Source organism: uncultured Adlercreutzia sp., from assembly GCA_910585575.1.
GTDB lineage: Bacteria > Actinomycetota > Coriobacteriia > Coriobacteriales > Eggerthellaceae > Adlercreutzia.
In genome coordinates this window covers 22,169-36,880 of record CAJUFS010000003.1, presented here as the reverse complement: position 1 = coordinate 36,880, position 14,712 = coordinate 22,169, and the positions used below count along the sequence as shown (strand labels likewise).

15 protein-coding genes are annotated in these 14,712 nt (G+C 62.1%); 10 read left to right on the top strand and 5 right to left on the bottom strand.

Going from position 1 to position 14,712, the window contains the following annotated elements; translation table 11 throughout:
* Window positions 1-36 precede the first annotated feature (36 nt).
* The 4 genes from QZ307_RS00550 (at window position 37) to QZ307_RS00535 (ending at window position 3,989) form a co-directional block, all read left to right on the top strand.
* Window positions 37-1,110 (top strand): beta-ketoacyl-ACP synthase 3, encoded by a 1,074-nt coding sequence (locus tag QZ307_RS00550; protein WP_295994280.1) that lies wholly within the window; start codon window positions 37-39, stop codon window positions 1,108-1,110.
* Between the two features lie 230 nt (window positions 1,111-1,340).
* Window positions 1,341-2,252: a hypothetical protein gene (locus QZ307_RS00545; protein ID WP_295994278.1), complete on the top strand. Its 912-nt coding sequence runs from the start codon at window positions 1,341-1,343 to the stop codon at window positions 2,250-2,252.
* A 48-nt stretch (window positions 2,253-2,300) separates the two neighbouring features.
* Window positions 2,301-3,167 carry a hypothetical protein gene (locus QZ307_RS00540; RefSeq protein WP_295994276.1) on the top strand — a complete coding sequence of 289 codons (867 nt, stop codon included), beginning with the start codon at window positions 2,301-2,303 and terminating at the stop codon, window positions 3,165-3,167.
* 93 nt (window positions 3,168-3,260) lie between these two features.
* On the top strand, window positions 3,261-3,989 hold the full coding sequence (locus QZ307_RS00535) for an Ig-like domain-containing protein (RefSeq protein ID WP_295994274.1): 729 nt from the start codon (window positions 3,261-3,263) through the stop codon (window positions 3,987-3,989).
* Window positions 3,990-4,555: 566 nt separating this feature from the next.
* Here the strand turns inward: QZ307_RS00535 and QZ307_RS00530 are convergent.
* Together QZ307_RS00530 and QZ307_RS00525 are read right to left on the bottom strand one after the other, a co-directional pair.
* Window positions 4,556-5,731, bottom strand: a complete 1,176-nt coding sequence (locus QZ307_RS00530; protein WP_295994272.1) for a CapA family protein — start codon at window positions 5,729-5,731, stop codon at window positions 4,556-4,558.
* A 10-nt stretch (window positions 5,732-5,741) separates the two neighbouring features.
* Window positions 5,742-6,608, bottom strand: coding sequence for a hypothetical protein (locus QZ307_RS00525; protein ID WP_295994269.1), 867 nt, complete (start codon window positions 6,606-6,608; stop codon window positions 5,742-5,744).
* A 488-nt stretch (window positions 6,609-7,096) separates the two neighbouring features.
* On the opposite strand from QZ307_RS00525, the gene QZ307_RS00520 reads away from it, so the two are divergent.
* A complete protein-coding gene (locus QZ307_RS00520; protein WP_295994268.1) occupies window positions 7,097-7,876 on the top strand; it encodes a sortase in 780 nt (259 codons plus the stop codon).
* An 81-nt stretch (window positions 7,877-7,957) separates the two neighbouring features.
* The gene (locus tag QZ307_RS00515) at window positions 7,958-8,869 is read left to right on the top strand and encodes an exopolyphosphatase (RefSeq protein ID WP_295994266.1); all 912 of its coding nucleotides are present in this window, start codon (window positions 7,958-7,960) and stop codon (window positions 8,867-8,869) included.
* Window positions 8,870-8,952: 83 nt separating this feature from the next.
* Here the strand turns inward: QZ307_RS00515 and QZ307_RS00510 are convergent, their stop codons facing one another.
* Window positions 8,953-9,621, bottom strand: coding sequence for a dioxygenase (locus QZ307_RS00510; protein WP_295994264.1), 669 nt, complete (start codon window positions 9,619-9,621; stop codon window positions 8,953-8,955).
* A 54-nt stretch (window positions 9,622-9,675) separates the two neighbouring features.
* Window positions 9,676-9,939, bottom strand: a complete 264-nt coding sequence (locus QZ307_RS00505) for a hypothetical protein (RefSeq protein ID WP_295994262.1) — start codon at window positions 9,937-9,939, stop codon at window positions 9,676-9,678.
* 153 nt (window positions 9,940-10,092) lie between these two features.
* On the opposite strand from QZ307_RS00505, the gene thrH reads away from it, so the two are divergent.
* From thrH to QZ307_RS00485, 4 genes are all read left to right on the top strand, one after another.
* Window positions 10,093-10,692 carry a bifunctional phosphoserine phosphatase/homoserine phosphotransferase ThrH gene (thrH, locus tag QZ307_RS00500; RefSeq protein ID WP_295994261.1) on the top strand — a complete coding sequence of 200 codons (600 nt, stop codon included), beginning with the start codon at window positions 10,093-10,095 and terminating at the stop codon, window positions 10,690-10,692.
* A 167-nt stretch (window positions 10,693-10,859) separates the two neighbouring features.
* The gene (locus tag QZ307_RS00495) at window positions 10,860-12,794 is read left to right on the top strand and encodes a tRNA uridine(34) 5-carboxymethylaminomethyl modification radical SAM/GNAT enzyme Elp3 (RefSeq protein ID WP_295994258.1); all 1,935 of its coding nucleotides are present in this window, start codon (window positions 10,860-10,862) and stop codon (window positions 12,792-12,794) included.
* Window positions 12,791-13,759, top strand: coding sequence for a class I SAM-dependent methyltransferase (locus QZ307_RS00490; protein ID WP_295994256.1), 969 nt, complete (start codon window positions 12,791-12,793; stop codon window positions 13,757-13,759). Before QZ307_RS00495 ends, QZ307_RS00490 begins: the two co-directional genes overlap by 4 nt.
* Window positions 13,756-14,109, top strand: coding sequence for a nitrous oxide-stimulated promoter family protein (locus QZ307_RS00485; RefSeq protein ID WP_295994255.1), 354 nt, complete (start codon window positions 13,756-13,758; stop codon window positions 14,107-14,109). The genes QZ307_RS00490 and QZ307_RS00485 overlap by 4 nt, the downstream gene beginning before the upstream one ends.
* 97 nt (window positions 14,110-14,206) lie before the next feature.
* Here the strand turns inward: QZ307_RS00485 and QZ307_RS00480 are convergent, their stop codons facing one another.
* Complete coding sequence (locus tag QZ307_RS00480) at window positions 14,207-14,665, bottom strand: low molecular weight protein-tyrosine-phosphatase (protein ID WP_295994253.1); 459 nt, start codon at window positions 14,663-14,665, stop codon at window positions 14,207-14,209.
* Window positions 14,666-14,712: the final 47 nt, after the last annotated feature.

Genomic DNA, 14,712 nt, shown 5'->3' with positions numbered 1-14,712 from the left:
CGCAGCTAGCGGCGCATTTCAGGGAAAGGAACGGCATTGGGCAGCGTAATCATCGGATCAGGAAAGTCTCTGCCGAAGCGCACGGTGACCAACGACGAGCTGGGTGCCATCGTTGACACCTCCGACGAGTGGATCGTTCCCCGCACCGGCATCCATACGCGCCAGATTGCCCTCGAGGAAACCTGCACCGACCTGGGTGCCGAAGCGGCCCTGCGCGCCCTGGGCCAGACCGAGGGCGGCTGGCAGCGCGAAGAAGGCGCCCTCGACCCCGCCTCGCTCGACCTCATCATCTGCCCCACCCTTACTGCCGACACTCACTTCCCCTCCGAAGCCGCCCGCATCCGCGAGCGCATCGGCGCGGTGAACGCCGTGTGCTACGACATGTCCTGCGCCTGCTCGGGCTGCGTCTACGGCATCTCCACCGCCGACCTCATCATGGCCGGCAGCGCCTTCGACCGCGCCCAGGCCGAAGCGGCCGGCCGCGGCCCGCGCCGCAACGTGGTGCGCCGCGTGCTAGTGGTAGCCGCCGAGCGCCTGAGCCGCCTGGTGGACTGGGAAGACCGCGCCACCTGCATCCTGTTCGGCGACGGTGCCGGCGCCGTGGTACTGGAATGGCGCGAAGACGAGGAGGGCGTGCTTTCCAGCTACATGGAGAACAGCGACGACACCGCCCGCACCCTGTGGTGCGACAGCGCCTTCTGCGCCCGCGAGACCCCCTTCGCCGCCGGCAACGAGGGCGTCGAGGAGCGCGACAACCTCGACCCCTACATGCGCATGGCCGGCCAGGCGGTGTTCAAGTTCGCCACCGCCGCCATGATGCGCTGCACCGAGGAGGCCCTGGCCCGCGCCGGCCTCACCATCGACGACGTCACGCTGTTCACCCCCCATCAGGCCAACGAGCGCATCATCCGCTACGCCGCCAAGAAGATGGACCTGCCCATGGAGCGCTTCCAGGTGATCATCGACCACGTGGGCAACGTCAGCGGCGCCAGCGCCCTCATCGCGCTAAACGAGGCGCTGTGCGAGGGCAAGCTGAAGCGCGGTGACATCGCCTGCATGACCGCCTTCGGCGGCGGCCTCACCGCCGGCTCCTGCGTCCTGAAAATCTAGCAGCCCGCGCGGCCGGCCAGGAAAGGGCCTGCTCTACTTCCGAATAGCGAGCTGAAAGCTCATTGTTTCCATAAGTTGGATGGTGCTATCATGACAGAGCGTCAGCCTTAGATCATTCTGCCTCTTTTGAGCGCGACGGCTCAAGACTCGACGCATGAGGGCAGACGTCCTCTTCAGTTTCATCACGCATAGCCGCATGAAACGATCCTCTCTCCCCGAAAGGAGTCGTCATGAACAGTTCCGCCCTTCCCCTTTGGCGCCCGCGTTCATTAGCTATCGCCTGCGTCATTGCGTTTTTGCTGGCGATCGGCGCAGCTGTTTTACCGACAGACGCCTATGCGGCCGACAAACCTTTGCCGGCACCGACGCATGTTAAAGCGAAGGCCACGAAAAAATGCACAGTAAAGATTAGCTGGAAGCGGGTACCTGACGCCGATGGGTATATGATTTATCGCAGTACTCACAAAAATAAAGGATACAAAAGCCTCGGGGCCCTCCCAGCCGCAGGCCTACCAACCGAAGGCTCCATTTCGGTCACCGATCCCAGCACGGCGGCTGGCCAAACATACTATTACAAAGTCTCCGCCTACCGAGCCAACAACGCTGACCCCAGTATCGACAACGGCCGCTCCAGCAAACCAGCCAAAGCGAAGGCCAGCTCAACATTCAAGAACTCATACGTCAAATTCACCATCCCCAAGCTCTGGCGCGGCAAAGTGTACGTCTTCGAAGATCCAGGAAATCGCAACTTCAAATCACTTGAAATCCGGGAAAACAAGACCGGAGAGCCCCTTGCGACGTTCTACTGGCACAACAGCAAAACCCACTTTGACGGCGGGGACCCCTGCGGCTTCCCCGTTAATCGCTGGAAGCGTGGCAAGGGCTGGGTCGAGCTCTGGATAACATCATGGCCCCAAGTGCTCTACCACGCCAAGTACCTTATGTCTGGCAGCTCCGTTGTCACCGGCTCCACAGGAGCCAAGCTCAGCAAGTCAGAGACTAACCGACTGATCAAATTGCAAACTGGTGGAAAGTACACTTACGACAAGATTAAGCGAGTCAAAGGCGATAAGTACAAGTCTTCCAAATACTCCTACGACACCTATATCAAGAAAAACCTCAAAGTGAAGATCGTCAAATAGTCAAACCGCTCAGCCACTAGCAAAAGAGCCCAGAAGGAGGAAACCAGAATGAAAAGAAAGCAGGCAATTGTTCACCCAAGCTTCTTCGTACTTACGCTAGCTTCAATAATGAGCCTCCTGATACTCTGTGCCGCCATAATTGTCTCTTCGCCCTCCAGCGCTTGGGGCGCCACAGCTGCAAACTCGAAGACCATCTGTGCTTCCTCGGGAGAGCAAACCACCTACAGCAAAATGGACATCGACAGAGATGGAGCCACAGATAGCGTAACGCTCTCTGTCGATGATTCGACAGTAAGGGTGTTCGTCAATGATAAACGTGTCTACTCGTTCGACTCGCACAAACACGGACTAACGCGGAGCTCATCGTTCGACACAGAGCTCTACGCAGAGATTAAGCTAATGAAGATGAGCAGCGGACGCGCCTTTGCGTATCTCCATGTCGCCGTGGAAGGCACTGGTTACTGGCGGGACTACGTTCTGGCCTACGAGAAGGGCAAGCTCACAAAAGTACTTGATGCCAACAAGGTCACAAAGGGAACAGGAGCAGGTCGGCACTACGTCTCCGGCATCAAAGCGAAGGGTAATCGTATCGTAATTCATCATAGTGCCTCTGTGGGCAAATATCTTGAAGCAAGCTACTCCTACAAATACAAGAACAAGAAGCTGGTGCGCACAAGCAAGACGGGGGCGTGGCTTGGCGAGAAAAAAGTGCGATCCATGAGAAACAACCTGCCCGTATACAAATCTCCAAAATGCAAGGGCATTACCACGCGTTTAAAAGAAGGGCAAAAGGTGCGGATTTCGAAGATTTACCTCAATGGCGGCCGTGCTGTCGTCAAAGTAAAAACCTCGTCGGGTAAAACTGGATGGGTTAAAGTGACGGATAACTCCTTAGATTACCTGACCTTTCTCTAGCTCATATACACACCCCATCGAACATTCGCCCAGCACCTTCCTAACCTCGCGATTTCCCACCATTGAAAAGCCATCGTACGAAAGGGTTCGATCGTGCATACAGCATCCGTACCGCACGCCGCTTATGGCAAAAAGCTCTTCATCGTCGCCCTCGTTGCGATGTTGGCCCTTGGAGCCCTTGGCGCCGTTATCCTTTCGCCCTCTAAGGCTCATGCAGCAGCCAAGCCGAAACTTTCTTCTGCAAGCAAGAAGGTTGTCAAGGGTAAAACCTTCACTCTTAAAGTGAAGAATGCGGGCGGCAAAAAGGTGACCTGGAAATCTTCCAACAAGAAGGTTGCCTCTATATCCAAAAAGGGCATAGTGGTTGCCAAGAAAGCCGGTACTGCCACTATCACCGCCAAAATTGGCAGCAAGAAACTCACCTGCAAGGTGAAGGTATACGGAAGCGCCAAGCAGAAAGCACTGGCAAGCCTAAACGGTTGGTGGCATACATGGAGCTCGGGGGGCGGGTATCGGTATATCAAGAACGGCAAGATATACTTCTTCTCCGTAGGAATCGACAGCGATGGCATGTTCTACGACTCAACATCCCACGTGAGAAAAGAGAAACTCAGCCTCGTTCGGGTCAAGCACGCACCCCTCGGCGATGGTGCCGCTTATCTCGTAAAGGCCAACGGCAAGACAGCGTACTGCTACAACGACAACACCCATGACGAACTTTCTTCCTGGGACGGAACCAATTACAGCGGCGGTGGCAGCCTCTACCGCATCAACTCCTCTGAGGTTCCCCCCAAACTCAAGAAATACGCGAAACGCTTCTAGCAAACGCACACCATCTTGAGCGGATTCGACGACTCGAGCCACTTATCCCCTTACCAAACCTCGGAGGTGCAGCCCATCTACTTCTGTGTGCTGAAACTCCAACAGCCCACGCGAACGTCTCGCAATTCAAGGAAGCGAGCCTCTCCCTCAAAAGGTTCCCAAATGGGCCTGTTTGGTTCCCGCAGCTTCAGCAGTCGAACATTCTGACCTGGGATTTTATACGCGCGGGGAACCAAACACCCGCTTTTTGGCATACCTCAGGGAACCAAACAGGCCGATCCTGGAACCTACGCTTCAACCTGCAACCCCACGCACCGCCCACCCTCGTAGGCCCTGCGCCCGGAGGGTTCCGCAGCGGTGTCTGAGCGCCCCGCGGAGAACGCGGCCGTTAAGAAACAGATTCCACTTCGCCAGCACCGATACGGGGATAGTACCGACTTATGGGCATCATCTTCTCTGTTTCTTTTGCCGCGTTCGCAGCGGGATCAGCGCGAGGTCTCCGCTGCGGAACCCTCCGGCCGCGGGGCCGGTCAGGTGGATATACGCCACCAGCAGGCCACGCGGCGTTATGCCGCCACCATTTCCGCAATCTCGTCAGTGGAGTCCTGGATCTTCTTCTCGATGCGCTCTTTTTCGTCGCCCTCGGCCAGCGTGGGCTGATAGGTGTTGCGGTCGCTTTCCGACGACACCGAGCAGGCGATGAAGTCCACGTCGTCGTTCTTCGCCACCTCGTCGCCAGTGACGGTGAAGGTTTGCTGGAAGATCATGCAGTCCTTGTCCTCGGGGTTCGAGTTGCCGCCGAAGCAGAAGTTGCCCAGGCTGTACACGATATAGCGGCCCTGGTATACCTCGTAGCCCTGAATGACATGGGGATGGCCACCCACCACCAAGTCGGCGCCGGCGTCAATGGCGGCGTGGCCCATGGCGATCTGGTCCTGGGTGGGCGTGTACTCGCGCTCGATGCCCCAGTGCACATAGACGAGTACCAGCCGGGCGCCCTCTTCGCGGGCCTTCGCGATGTTGTCGGTCATCTGCTTGCGGTTGTCGTCGCTGTCTTCGGGGAAGGCTGCGCCGATGAGCGCCACCTTCACGCCCTTCACGTCGCGATAGCAAATGCGCTCGTAGCCGAAGGACTCAATGCCCTCGGCGTCCAGCGCCTCGATGGTGTCGTCGAGGCTCTGCTGGCCGTAGTCGGCCGAATGGTTGTTGGCCACCGACGCCGTCTCGACGCTGGCCGAGCTGAGGATCTTCGCGTATTCCGCCGGCCCCTTGAAGGCGAACTGCTTGTCGGCCCGCTCGGTGCTTTCGGTAAGCGTGCCTTCCATGTTCACCACGGTCAGGTCGTCGGCGCCGAACAGGTCGGCCACGTTCTTCAGGAAGTAGGCCGGGTTCCCGTCCTCGGCTTCCCAGCGCGAGGTAAAGTTGCGCGAAGCGTCGAAGTTCTCGTCGGTGCCCAAGGTGCAGTCGCCGGCGAAGGTGACCGTCAGCGTGACGGGCTCGGATTCAGCAGCGGCATCACCCTCGGCACCATCGTTCGCCGCCGCAGCGTCTTGTTGCTCGGAACCGGATGCCGCGGTATCGGATACCGCGGGCTGGGCAGCCGTCGAGGCTTCAGCCTCCTGGCCACCACCGGCGGCCGTGGCCCTCGAGGAAGCCAGCAGGCCGATGACGACCAATTCGATAACAATAACGGCGACGACAAGAACTTTGACAAAGGGCGGACAGGCCGGCTGAGCGTACATGGGGGCCTTTCTAGCGAAGCAAGAGCACGATAATAACTACCAAAAGGATAACAATAATGGGAATGCCGATCTTCAAGAACAGCGGAATACCGGCGCCACGGCCACTCGGGGCGGCGTAATCGGCCCGCCCGCTCATGACGCCGCCGGAAAAGCCAACGCCCGCTCCGCGCATATCGCGGGGACGCAGCGGCAGCCCATGGGCCGGAGCATCCGGGGACGCATCGAAGCCCTGGCCGGCGCGGGAGCGCCAATTCGTGCGGCTGTTGACCGTGTCGAGCATGGGATCGGGGCGGTCGCGCTCGTCGCGGGAATAGCCCGAGATTTGGTGGCTTTCGTTGAAGGTGCGCGAGTCGATGCTGCCGCGCCCGTCGATAACCTCGCGATTGAGCGCGCGACCGCGACGCGCCTCGGACAGCGCATCGCGCGAAGCCCGCGCCCGCTCGTAGCTTTCCTGGGAAGAGCGGGTGAGGTCGTAGCTTTCCTGGGACGACAGCGGGGGCACAACCCGCGTGCGGCGCTGCGGCTGGCCGGCGCTCGGCCGCGGCTGGGAAGCTCGCTGAGCCTCGCGGGCGGCGCGCAGGGCCTCTTGCTCGCGCTGCTGAGCCGCAAGCGCTTCCTGGCGCGCCCGACGATCGGCGTCGCGCTGGGCAGCGTTGGCGGCATAGGACTGGGCCGCCGCCTGGGACTGCATGCGGGCATTGCGGGCGCGCATTTCGTCCTGGGAGGCGTAGGATTGCAGAATACTCTCACGGGAGGGGCGCGTGGTTATCTTGCCGCGCGAACCCGGCTGCGCTCCGCGAGCGGCCGCAGAAGGGTCGATGGGCTGCCCTCCGGGGACACCGGGGGCGGCGTCATAGCGATCGTCGTTCATTCCCATGGATAATCAACCTCTTGTTCATCTGTCCTGCGTTTTAAGGCTCATTGGTGGGAGTGCGCCGGCGGCGGCGAGCCCCGCGGCGCGCGGCTGCGTCCATCGAACTCAGTCGTGGTGCCATTATAGGCATAACCTCCCCCTTTGCTGGGATCGTTTCGCGAATTGACCCCACATATCACGGTTCCTTTACACCTGGCTCCGCATTCCCCGCGCACGGCACCCCTATCGGGAGTCCCGACTGTTTGCACAGTGTCAACAGAACTGACGGGGAGACAACAGCCGCCTCACGAAACGGCGACTTTCTTGCATAACGGTGATGATGCCCATACGTGATTCAAACAAAGACCAGTTCAAAGCATATTTATGACATTCCCGCTCTAAGATACAGCGTGATAGGGATTGCACCGATGCCCTCGTCGCCCGAGGAGCCGTCGGGCACAGCTGAGGCTCGCCGCGCCACCACGCGCGCCCCTCGGGAAAGGAAGAAGATCATGAAAGCACCCAAGGCCTTCGCCGCCGTTGCCGCCAGCGCCGCCGCCATCTGCCTCGCCGCCGGCCTGGCCTTTGCGGTGGACACGCCGCTGCCCACGGAGGAACCGGCTCCTGCCGAGGCTCAGGACACCTCCATCACCAAGCAAGTGGCCGTCACCATTGTCTACCAGGATGAGAAGGAGGCGGATTCCATGGCCGCCCAGCTCGAGCAGTCGCGCAACGACGCCCTCGCCGCCATTGAGGCCGAGGCCAACGACGGCGCCTCCACCGTCGGCACCACCATCGGCACCGCCAAGGCCCTGCAGGTGGCCAAAGACGCCGTCCAGGAAAAATACGGCGTCTCGGACCTTGAGAGCGAAAAGACCATCGAGGCCAGCACGGTCGAAACCACGGCGCCGGGCGCCATGGAGGCCGACACCATCGACGTCAACGGCACCGAAATGGCCTACGTGCCCTCCTACAAAACCTCGTCGGCGCCCTCGACCGGCGCAGGCCTGTGGATGGGCTCCGACAGCACCACCGACGGCACCTGGGGCTACTTCATCGGCCATAACCCCGGAGCCTTCACCTGCGTCATGTCCCTGAAGAACGGCGACCCCGTCACCGTCTGCGACAGCGACGGCCAGCAGCGCACCTATCACGTGGTCGACGAGTTCATCGTTCCCGACAGCACCTATTGGGAAGACATCCAGGCGCGCGTGACCACCTATGGCGAGTCCATCATTCTGCAAACCTGCTGCGGCGACAACGCCCACTACCGCGTGGTGGTAGCCGACTAAGCCGCCCGGCCTTGAACGATTCCGGGCCATGGGGCACACTGGGGGCCGTCCCTGAAGCCGGCCCAAGAAAGGAGTGTTCCCATGGCCCGTTTCGGCGTTATCGACCTGGGTTCCAACTCGGTGCGCCTTGTTGTCTACGACGTCAAGGAAGCCGCCCCGTCTCCGCGTTTTCGCACTGTCGTGGACGAGAAGAAGATGGCCGGACTGGCCGCTTACGTCGTTGAAGGCGTGTTCACCCCCGAGGGCCTTCGGCGAGCCGAGAGCATTCTGGCCTCCCAGCTGAAAACCGCCCGCACCCTGCGCTGCGAGCGCATCGATATCTTCGCCACCGCCGTGCTGCGCAACTGCGTCAACTCCGCCGAGGCGGTAACCGCCCTTGAAGAGGCCATCGATCACCCCATCAACCTGCTGTCCGCCCGCGAAGAAGCCCATCTGGGCTTCGTAGGCGCCACCCTGGGCCAGCCCCTCGAGGCCGGCACGCTCATCGACATCGGCGGCGGCTCCACCGAGCTGACCGTCCTTCGCGCCACCGGCGACGCCGACGGCGTCAGCCTTCCCCAGGGCAGCGTGTCCTCCTACGCCCAGTTCGTCTCACTCGTGCTGCCCACCGCCGCCGAATGTGCCGCCATCGAGGAATCGCTGCGAGGGCATCTCGACGGCCTTGGGACGCTGGCGCCCTACCGCACCGCCCACCTGTTCGGCATCGGAGGCTCGGTGCGCGCCGTCGCCAAGATGCAAGCCCAAGCCCTGGGCGTCGGCGGCAAGCCTCCCCTCATCACCCGGCAAAACCTGCAGGCGCTGTTCGCCCTCTTCGCCGAAGAGCCGTCCCGGTTCGCGCACAGCGCCGTGAAAGCCTGCCCCGATCGCGTGCACACCCTGGTGCCGGGCATGGTTATGGTGCGCACCCTTATGGATTGCCTGGGCGCCGACGATCTCACCGTGTGCAAGTACGGCATTCGCGAGGGCTATTTAGTTGACCGCATGCTGAAGTAGAGGCCGCGGCCGCCCTTCAGCAGGGCGCCGCGATCGTCTTTCGACAGGGCGGCGCGGGCGCCTTTCGTCAGGTCGCTGCGCTCCTACTCCGCCCCGCGCACGCGCTCCATGACCTTGCGCTCCAACGCTTGGGCCGTGGGCGGTGTCCAGCTGATAGCGCTGGCGCCGGCCTCCAGCGTCTCGAGGATAGAGGCGTCCGTGGGGCCGCCCGTGGCAATAATGGGCAGGTGCGGGTATTGCTTATGCAGCTGGGCCACGACAGCGGCCGTCTGGCGCCCCGCGGCCACGTTCACCATGTCCACTCCGGCCTCAATTTGGGCACGCGCCTGCTCGTCGTCACGATACACCGTCACAATAACGGGCACGTTCACATGGGCGGCCAAATCGTGCACGGTATCCACGGGAATACCCGCGTTCACCACCACGCCGGCCACGCCCTGCATCTCGGAATGCAGGGCCAAGGTAACGCAGCGCTCACCCTGAGTGATTGAACCGCCCACGCCGTTGATGACCGGGCGCTGAGAAGCCGCCACCAACGCCTGGGTGATGGCCGGCTGGCACATGAAGGGATACACCGCCAGTACGGCATCGGCGTCGCAGTGGCAGATAATGGCCAGGTCCGTCGAGAACACGAGCGACTTCACCAACCGCCCCTGCAGCATAATGCCCGGCGCCTGCTGGATAACGGCGGGCACCGGCAGCTCGGCCGGAGCGTTAATGTCACTCAAAATGCCATCGGCGCGCTCGATCATAGGGCCTCGGGCCTCCCTTCTTTTTTGGATCCGCCTAGTATAAGGGTGGCAGCGCTAAAGACGCGGCAGAAAGAGCATCGCCACAAAGGAAATCAGAACACTGATGCTGAACACCACCAGCACCGGGCGCAGGGGCTTTTTCAAATAGACGCACACCAGCGCGGCGAACCCGCACACGCCGGCCACCACCCAGCAGAGAAACACGACAGCCGTCAAAAGATCAACCATGGCAGCCCCTTTCTCTTTTCCGCAGAAGACGGCGGCGTTTCTGGTGCGCATCACCGTTGCCGAAGCCATATTACTGATGTTTTCGATCATGGTAATCCACTTGCGGTGCCGGGGGCGCCACCCTCCCCCTTCGTTGCCCACTCGTTGGGAAAGTTGGGATACGCTGGGCAGGAAAAATCCCCCTCGGGCCGTCCGCCAGCCTTCCTCGGCCTCGCGCCCTCGTCGCACAAAGGAGCAGATCCCATGAATGTTGTTTGCCTGGACCTCGAAGGCGTGCTGGTTCCCGAAATTTGGATTGCCTTCGCTGAAGCCGCCGGCATTCCCGAGCTGAAGCGCACCACCCGCGACGAGCCCGATTACGACAAGCTCATGGCCTACCGTCTGGACATCCTGCGCGAGCACGGCCTGGGACTTCCCGACGTGCAGAAGGTCATCGCCACCATCGACCCCATGGAGGGCGCCCGCGCCTTCCTTGACAAGCTGCGCGCCACCACCCAGGTCATCATCATCTCCGACACCTTCGAGCAGTTCGCCAAGCCGCTGATGGAGAAGCTCGGCTGGCCCACGCTGTTCTGCAACGAGCTGGTGGTGGACGCCGACGGCACCATCTCCGACTACCGCATGCGCTGCCCGCAGACGAAGCTCACCACGGTGAACGCCCTGCACAGCTGCGGCATGGAGACCATCGCCGCGGGCGACTCCCACAACGACCTGGGCATGATCCTGAACTCGAAGGCCGGCTTCCTGTTCCGCTCCACCGACGCCATCAAAGCCGAGTACCCCGACGTACCGGCCTACGAAACCTACGACGAGCTCTTCGAGGCCATCGAAGCCGCCCTGTAAGGAAGCGAAGCCGCGCTGACGCCGGCAAACGAACCGCGGCAGCAAGAATTTTCGCGGCAACCGCCAAATCTTCGACTTTTGATGCAGACGGGCAAGCCTCATCCAATCGGTCGTTTTGGCGAGTAGAGTTAAACGCTCAGGGAACGCGCCGCGCTTATAATGGGCCTATGGAAGATGCTCTTCGAGAAATAATCGATGCGGTGCGGGCGGGCACGCCCGTGGATGCCGTCTGGCTCGACAAGCTGGTGCGCCGTCACAACCGCGCAGCCCATGACGGCACCCGCCACGTGGCAAAGCGTCGGCTGCTCCCCTACTACCTGGCGGTGCGGGCGAACGAGCCCGAGCACTGGGCGGCATGGAACGTCGACGAAGCCACCGACCGGGCCGTGGTGCGCCTTTTGCAGGCGAAGCCGCGGCGCACCGCCTCGGGCGTGGCCACCATCACCGTACTCACCAAGCCGTGGCGCTGCTCCAGCCAATGCGTGTACTGCCCCAATGACATTCGCATGCCCAAAAGCTATCTGGCCGACGAGCCGGCCTGTCAACGGGCCGAGCGCTGCTGGTTCGATCCGTTTCTGCAGGTGGCAGCCCGTCTGCGTGCCCTCACCGACATGGGTCACGTCACCGACAAAGTGGAGCTCATCGTGCTGGGCGGCACCTGGAGCGATTACCCCGCAGCCTACCAGCGCTGGTTCATCGGCGAACTGTTCCGCGCCCTTAACCTCAGCGACGAAGAGCGCACCAAGGAGGCCGCCGCGCGCCGTGCCTTCTACGAGAGCCTGGGGCTGCCCCGCGAACGCGACAAGCTGGCCGCCGCCACCGCGTTAGTGCAGGCCCGCATCGACGCCGGCGAACTCACGTACAACCAGGCCTGGCCGCTTTTGTACGAGGATGCGGCCCATCGGGCCGTGACCGAGGCCATCGAGGGGCGGCGCAGCAACCCCCACGGTATAGCCGCCGACGCGGCGCCCAACCCGCGCAACACTCTCGACCTCGAGGGCGCTCCCGTGCCCATCTCTCCCGCCGATATCGAACAGCTGCACCATGCCAACGAAACCGCCGCCAAACGCGTGGTGGGCCTGGTGGTAGAGACGCGCCCCGACCTCATCACCGCCGAGAGCTGCTTGGGGCTGCGCGCCCTGGGCTGCACCAAGGTGCAGCTGGGCATCCAGAGTCTGAGCAACGAGCGGCTGGCAGCCAACGGGCGAGCCATCACCGACGAGCGCATCGCCGAGGCCCTGGCCCTACTGCGCCTCTTTGGCTTCAAAAGCCACGTGCATTTCATGGCGAATTTGCTGGGAGCCACGCCCGAAGAGGACATCGCCGACTACCATCGCCTCGTGACCGACCCGGCTTTCCTGCCCGACGAGGTGAAACTCTACCCCTGCGCCCTCGTGGCCAGCGCAGCCCTGACCGAGGCCTTCGAAGCGGGCACCTGGCGTCCCTACACCGAGGAAGAGCTGGTGCAGGTGCTGGCAGCCGACGTACAAGCCACGCCGCCCTACACCCGCATCTCCCGCATGATCCGCGACATTTCGGCCACCGACATCTTGGTAGGCAACAAGAAGACGAACCTGCGCCAAATTGTCGAAGGCCATCTGGAAGCTGAAAACGCCCCGGTGCAGGAAATTCGCCATCGCGAAATCGCCGTTGAAGGCGCCGATACGACCCAACTGACCATGGAGGAAGTGCGTTACGACACCACTGTCAGCGAGGAGCGCTTCCTGCAATGGGTCACGCCCGAGGGGCGCATCGCCGGCTTCCTGCGCCTGTCGCTGCCCACGGCAAGCATTCCCGCGGCCCCCGCATCCGCCGGCGAGAACGGCGCCACAAAGGCCGCGACCGACCCGCTGCCCGCGCAATCAGGCGAGGCCATGATTCGCGAGGTTCACGTGTACGGCAAGGTGGCCGCACTGCACCAAACCGGCGAGGGAACTCAGCACCTGGGCCTTGGGCGCCAGCTGGTGGAAGAAGCCTGCGCCCAAGCCAAGGCAGCTGGCTACACCGCCATCAACGTCATCAGCGCCGTGGGCACGCGCGACTACTATCGCCGCCTCGGGTTTGCCGATGCCGGGCTTTACCAGCAAAGAAGCCTGGCATGAGCAGCAGCTTCGACGACGCCGCCGTGCGCTCCCTGAACGCCCTCACCAGCGACTTCTATGCCCGTGAAGCCACTTCGTTCTCGGCCACGCGCCAAGCGCCCTGGCAGGGGTGGGAGCAAGCGCTTTCCGCCATCGCTGAAGTCGACCCCGGCTTCAGCAGCCGCCCCCTCTCCGTGCTCGATCTGGGCTGCGGCAACCTGCGCTTCGAACGGTTCTTGGCCGAGCACGTGCCCGCGCAGCTCAGCGTGCATGCCGTCGACAACTGCGCGCCCCTTGCGAAACAGGCAGCGATCGATTTCCCCGCGATCCCATTGCCCGCGCAGCTCGACGTCGCGCCGCTTACGCACCAGACGCCCGCATCGTCGGTAGCCCCCGCCTCGTCCGCAACGCCCACGTCGTCGGCAGCGCCCACGCTCCTTTCATCATCGGCGTCGACCCTTCCACCCACGTTGGCGGCCTCCGCCGCAGGTGCTTCCTCCCTGGACTTTTGCGAGATCGACCTAGTAGACGCTCTGCTGGAAAGCGGGCTTCACGAAGCGCTCCCCGATGGCGCCTGCGATCTCGCCGTAGCCTTCGGGGTCATGCACCATCTTCCCCGATTCGACCTACGGGCGCAGATGCTTGCCTGCCTCGGACGATCCCTCCGCCCTGGTGGGTTTGCCGTCATCTCATTCTGGCAGTTCCTCGACGACCCGCGCCTGGCCGCCAAAGCCGAGCGCACCACCGCCGAGGGACGCGCCGCCTACCAGCTTCCCTCCTTCGGCCCGCGCGACGCCCTACTCCCTTGGCAGCGCGCCACGGGCGTCTACCGCTTCTGCCATCACTGCGACGAAGCAGAAATCGATCAACTTGTCGCAGAAGCCCAGCTTGCAGCACCCCTGCAAGAAGTAGCCCGCTTCAGCGCCGATGGTAAAAGTGGCACGCTCAACCGCTATGTCGTCCTGAGAATAGAATGCGCCCTATGACACGACCCGAAGACACCCCCGCCGTGGCCAAGCGCCGCGAACGAGAGAAGCGCACCATCTCGCAGATGGTGGCACTCTATTGCTCCGACCACCACCGCGACGCCGACCGCACCGATCGGGCTTTCTGCGGCGAGCCGGTGTGCCCGGAATGCCTGGCACTCGACGAATACTGCGTCAAGCGCACCGAACGCTGCTGTTCTATGGCAAGAAAAACCAGTTGTGAGCAGTGCGGCAACCACTGCTACAGTCGCCGTCAGCAAGAGGAGATTCGCAAGGTCATGCGCTACGCAGGACCCCGCATGATTCTCCACCATCCCATGGCCGCCATCCGACATCTGATGGGGAAATAGGCCCTCATCCGTCATCCAGAGGCCATAAAGTACGGTGAGAAGGCTTTGCTTCTGGTCAGAACTCGACTTTTTTGCCACTCCGACCCGAATTTCGGTACTACCGCTCTTCCAACTCCCGCAGCAAGCCTTCGCAACCCGCTGCCACATCGCGGTAAGTGGCTTCGAAGTCACCAGTGTACCAAGGGTCGGCGATGGCGCTCGTTTCCCCGGCGAACTCCAGAAGCAGGTGCACCTTGCCCTCGGGGTCGCCGCCAAGCATGCGGGTCATGTTGCGAATATTGGCCTCGTCCATGCCAATAAGCAGGTCGTACTGATCGTAATCATCGCGGCGCAGCTGACGGGCGCGCTTTTTCTCAAAACCGCCGATACCGCGCTCGCGCAACGCGCGCTGAGTGCCCGGATGCACGGGGTTGCCAATCTCCTCGGTGCTCGTGGCCGCCGAGGCAATGACGAACTGATCGGCCTCGCCCCGTCTCTGCACCATATCCTTCAGCACGAATTCAGCCATGGTGGAGCGACAGATATTGCCGTGGCAGACAAACAGAATGCGATGCATGGGAATCCTTTCCTGATCAGCAACAACTAAAGCGGGGCGCCGCTTTC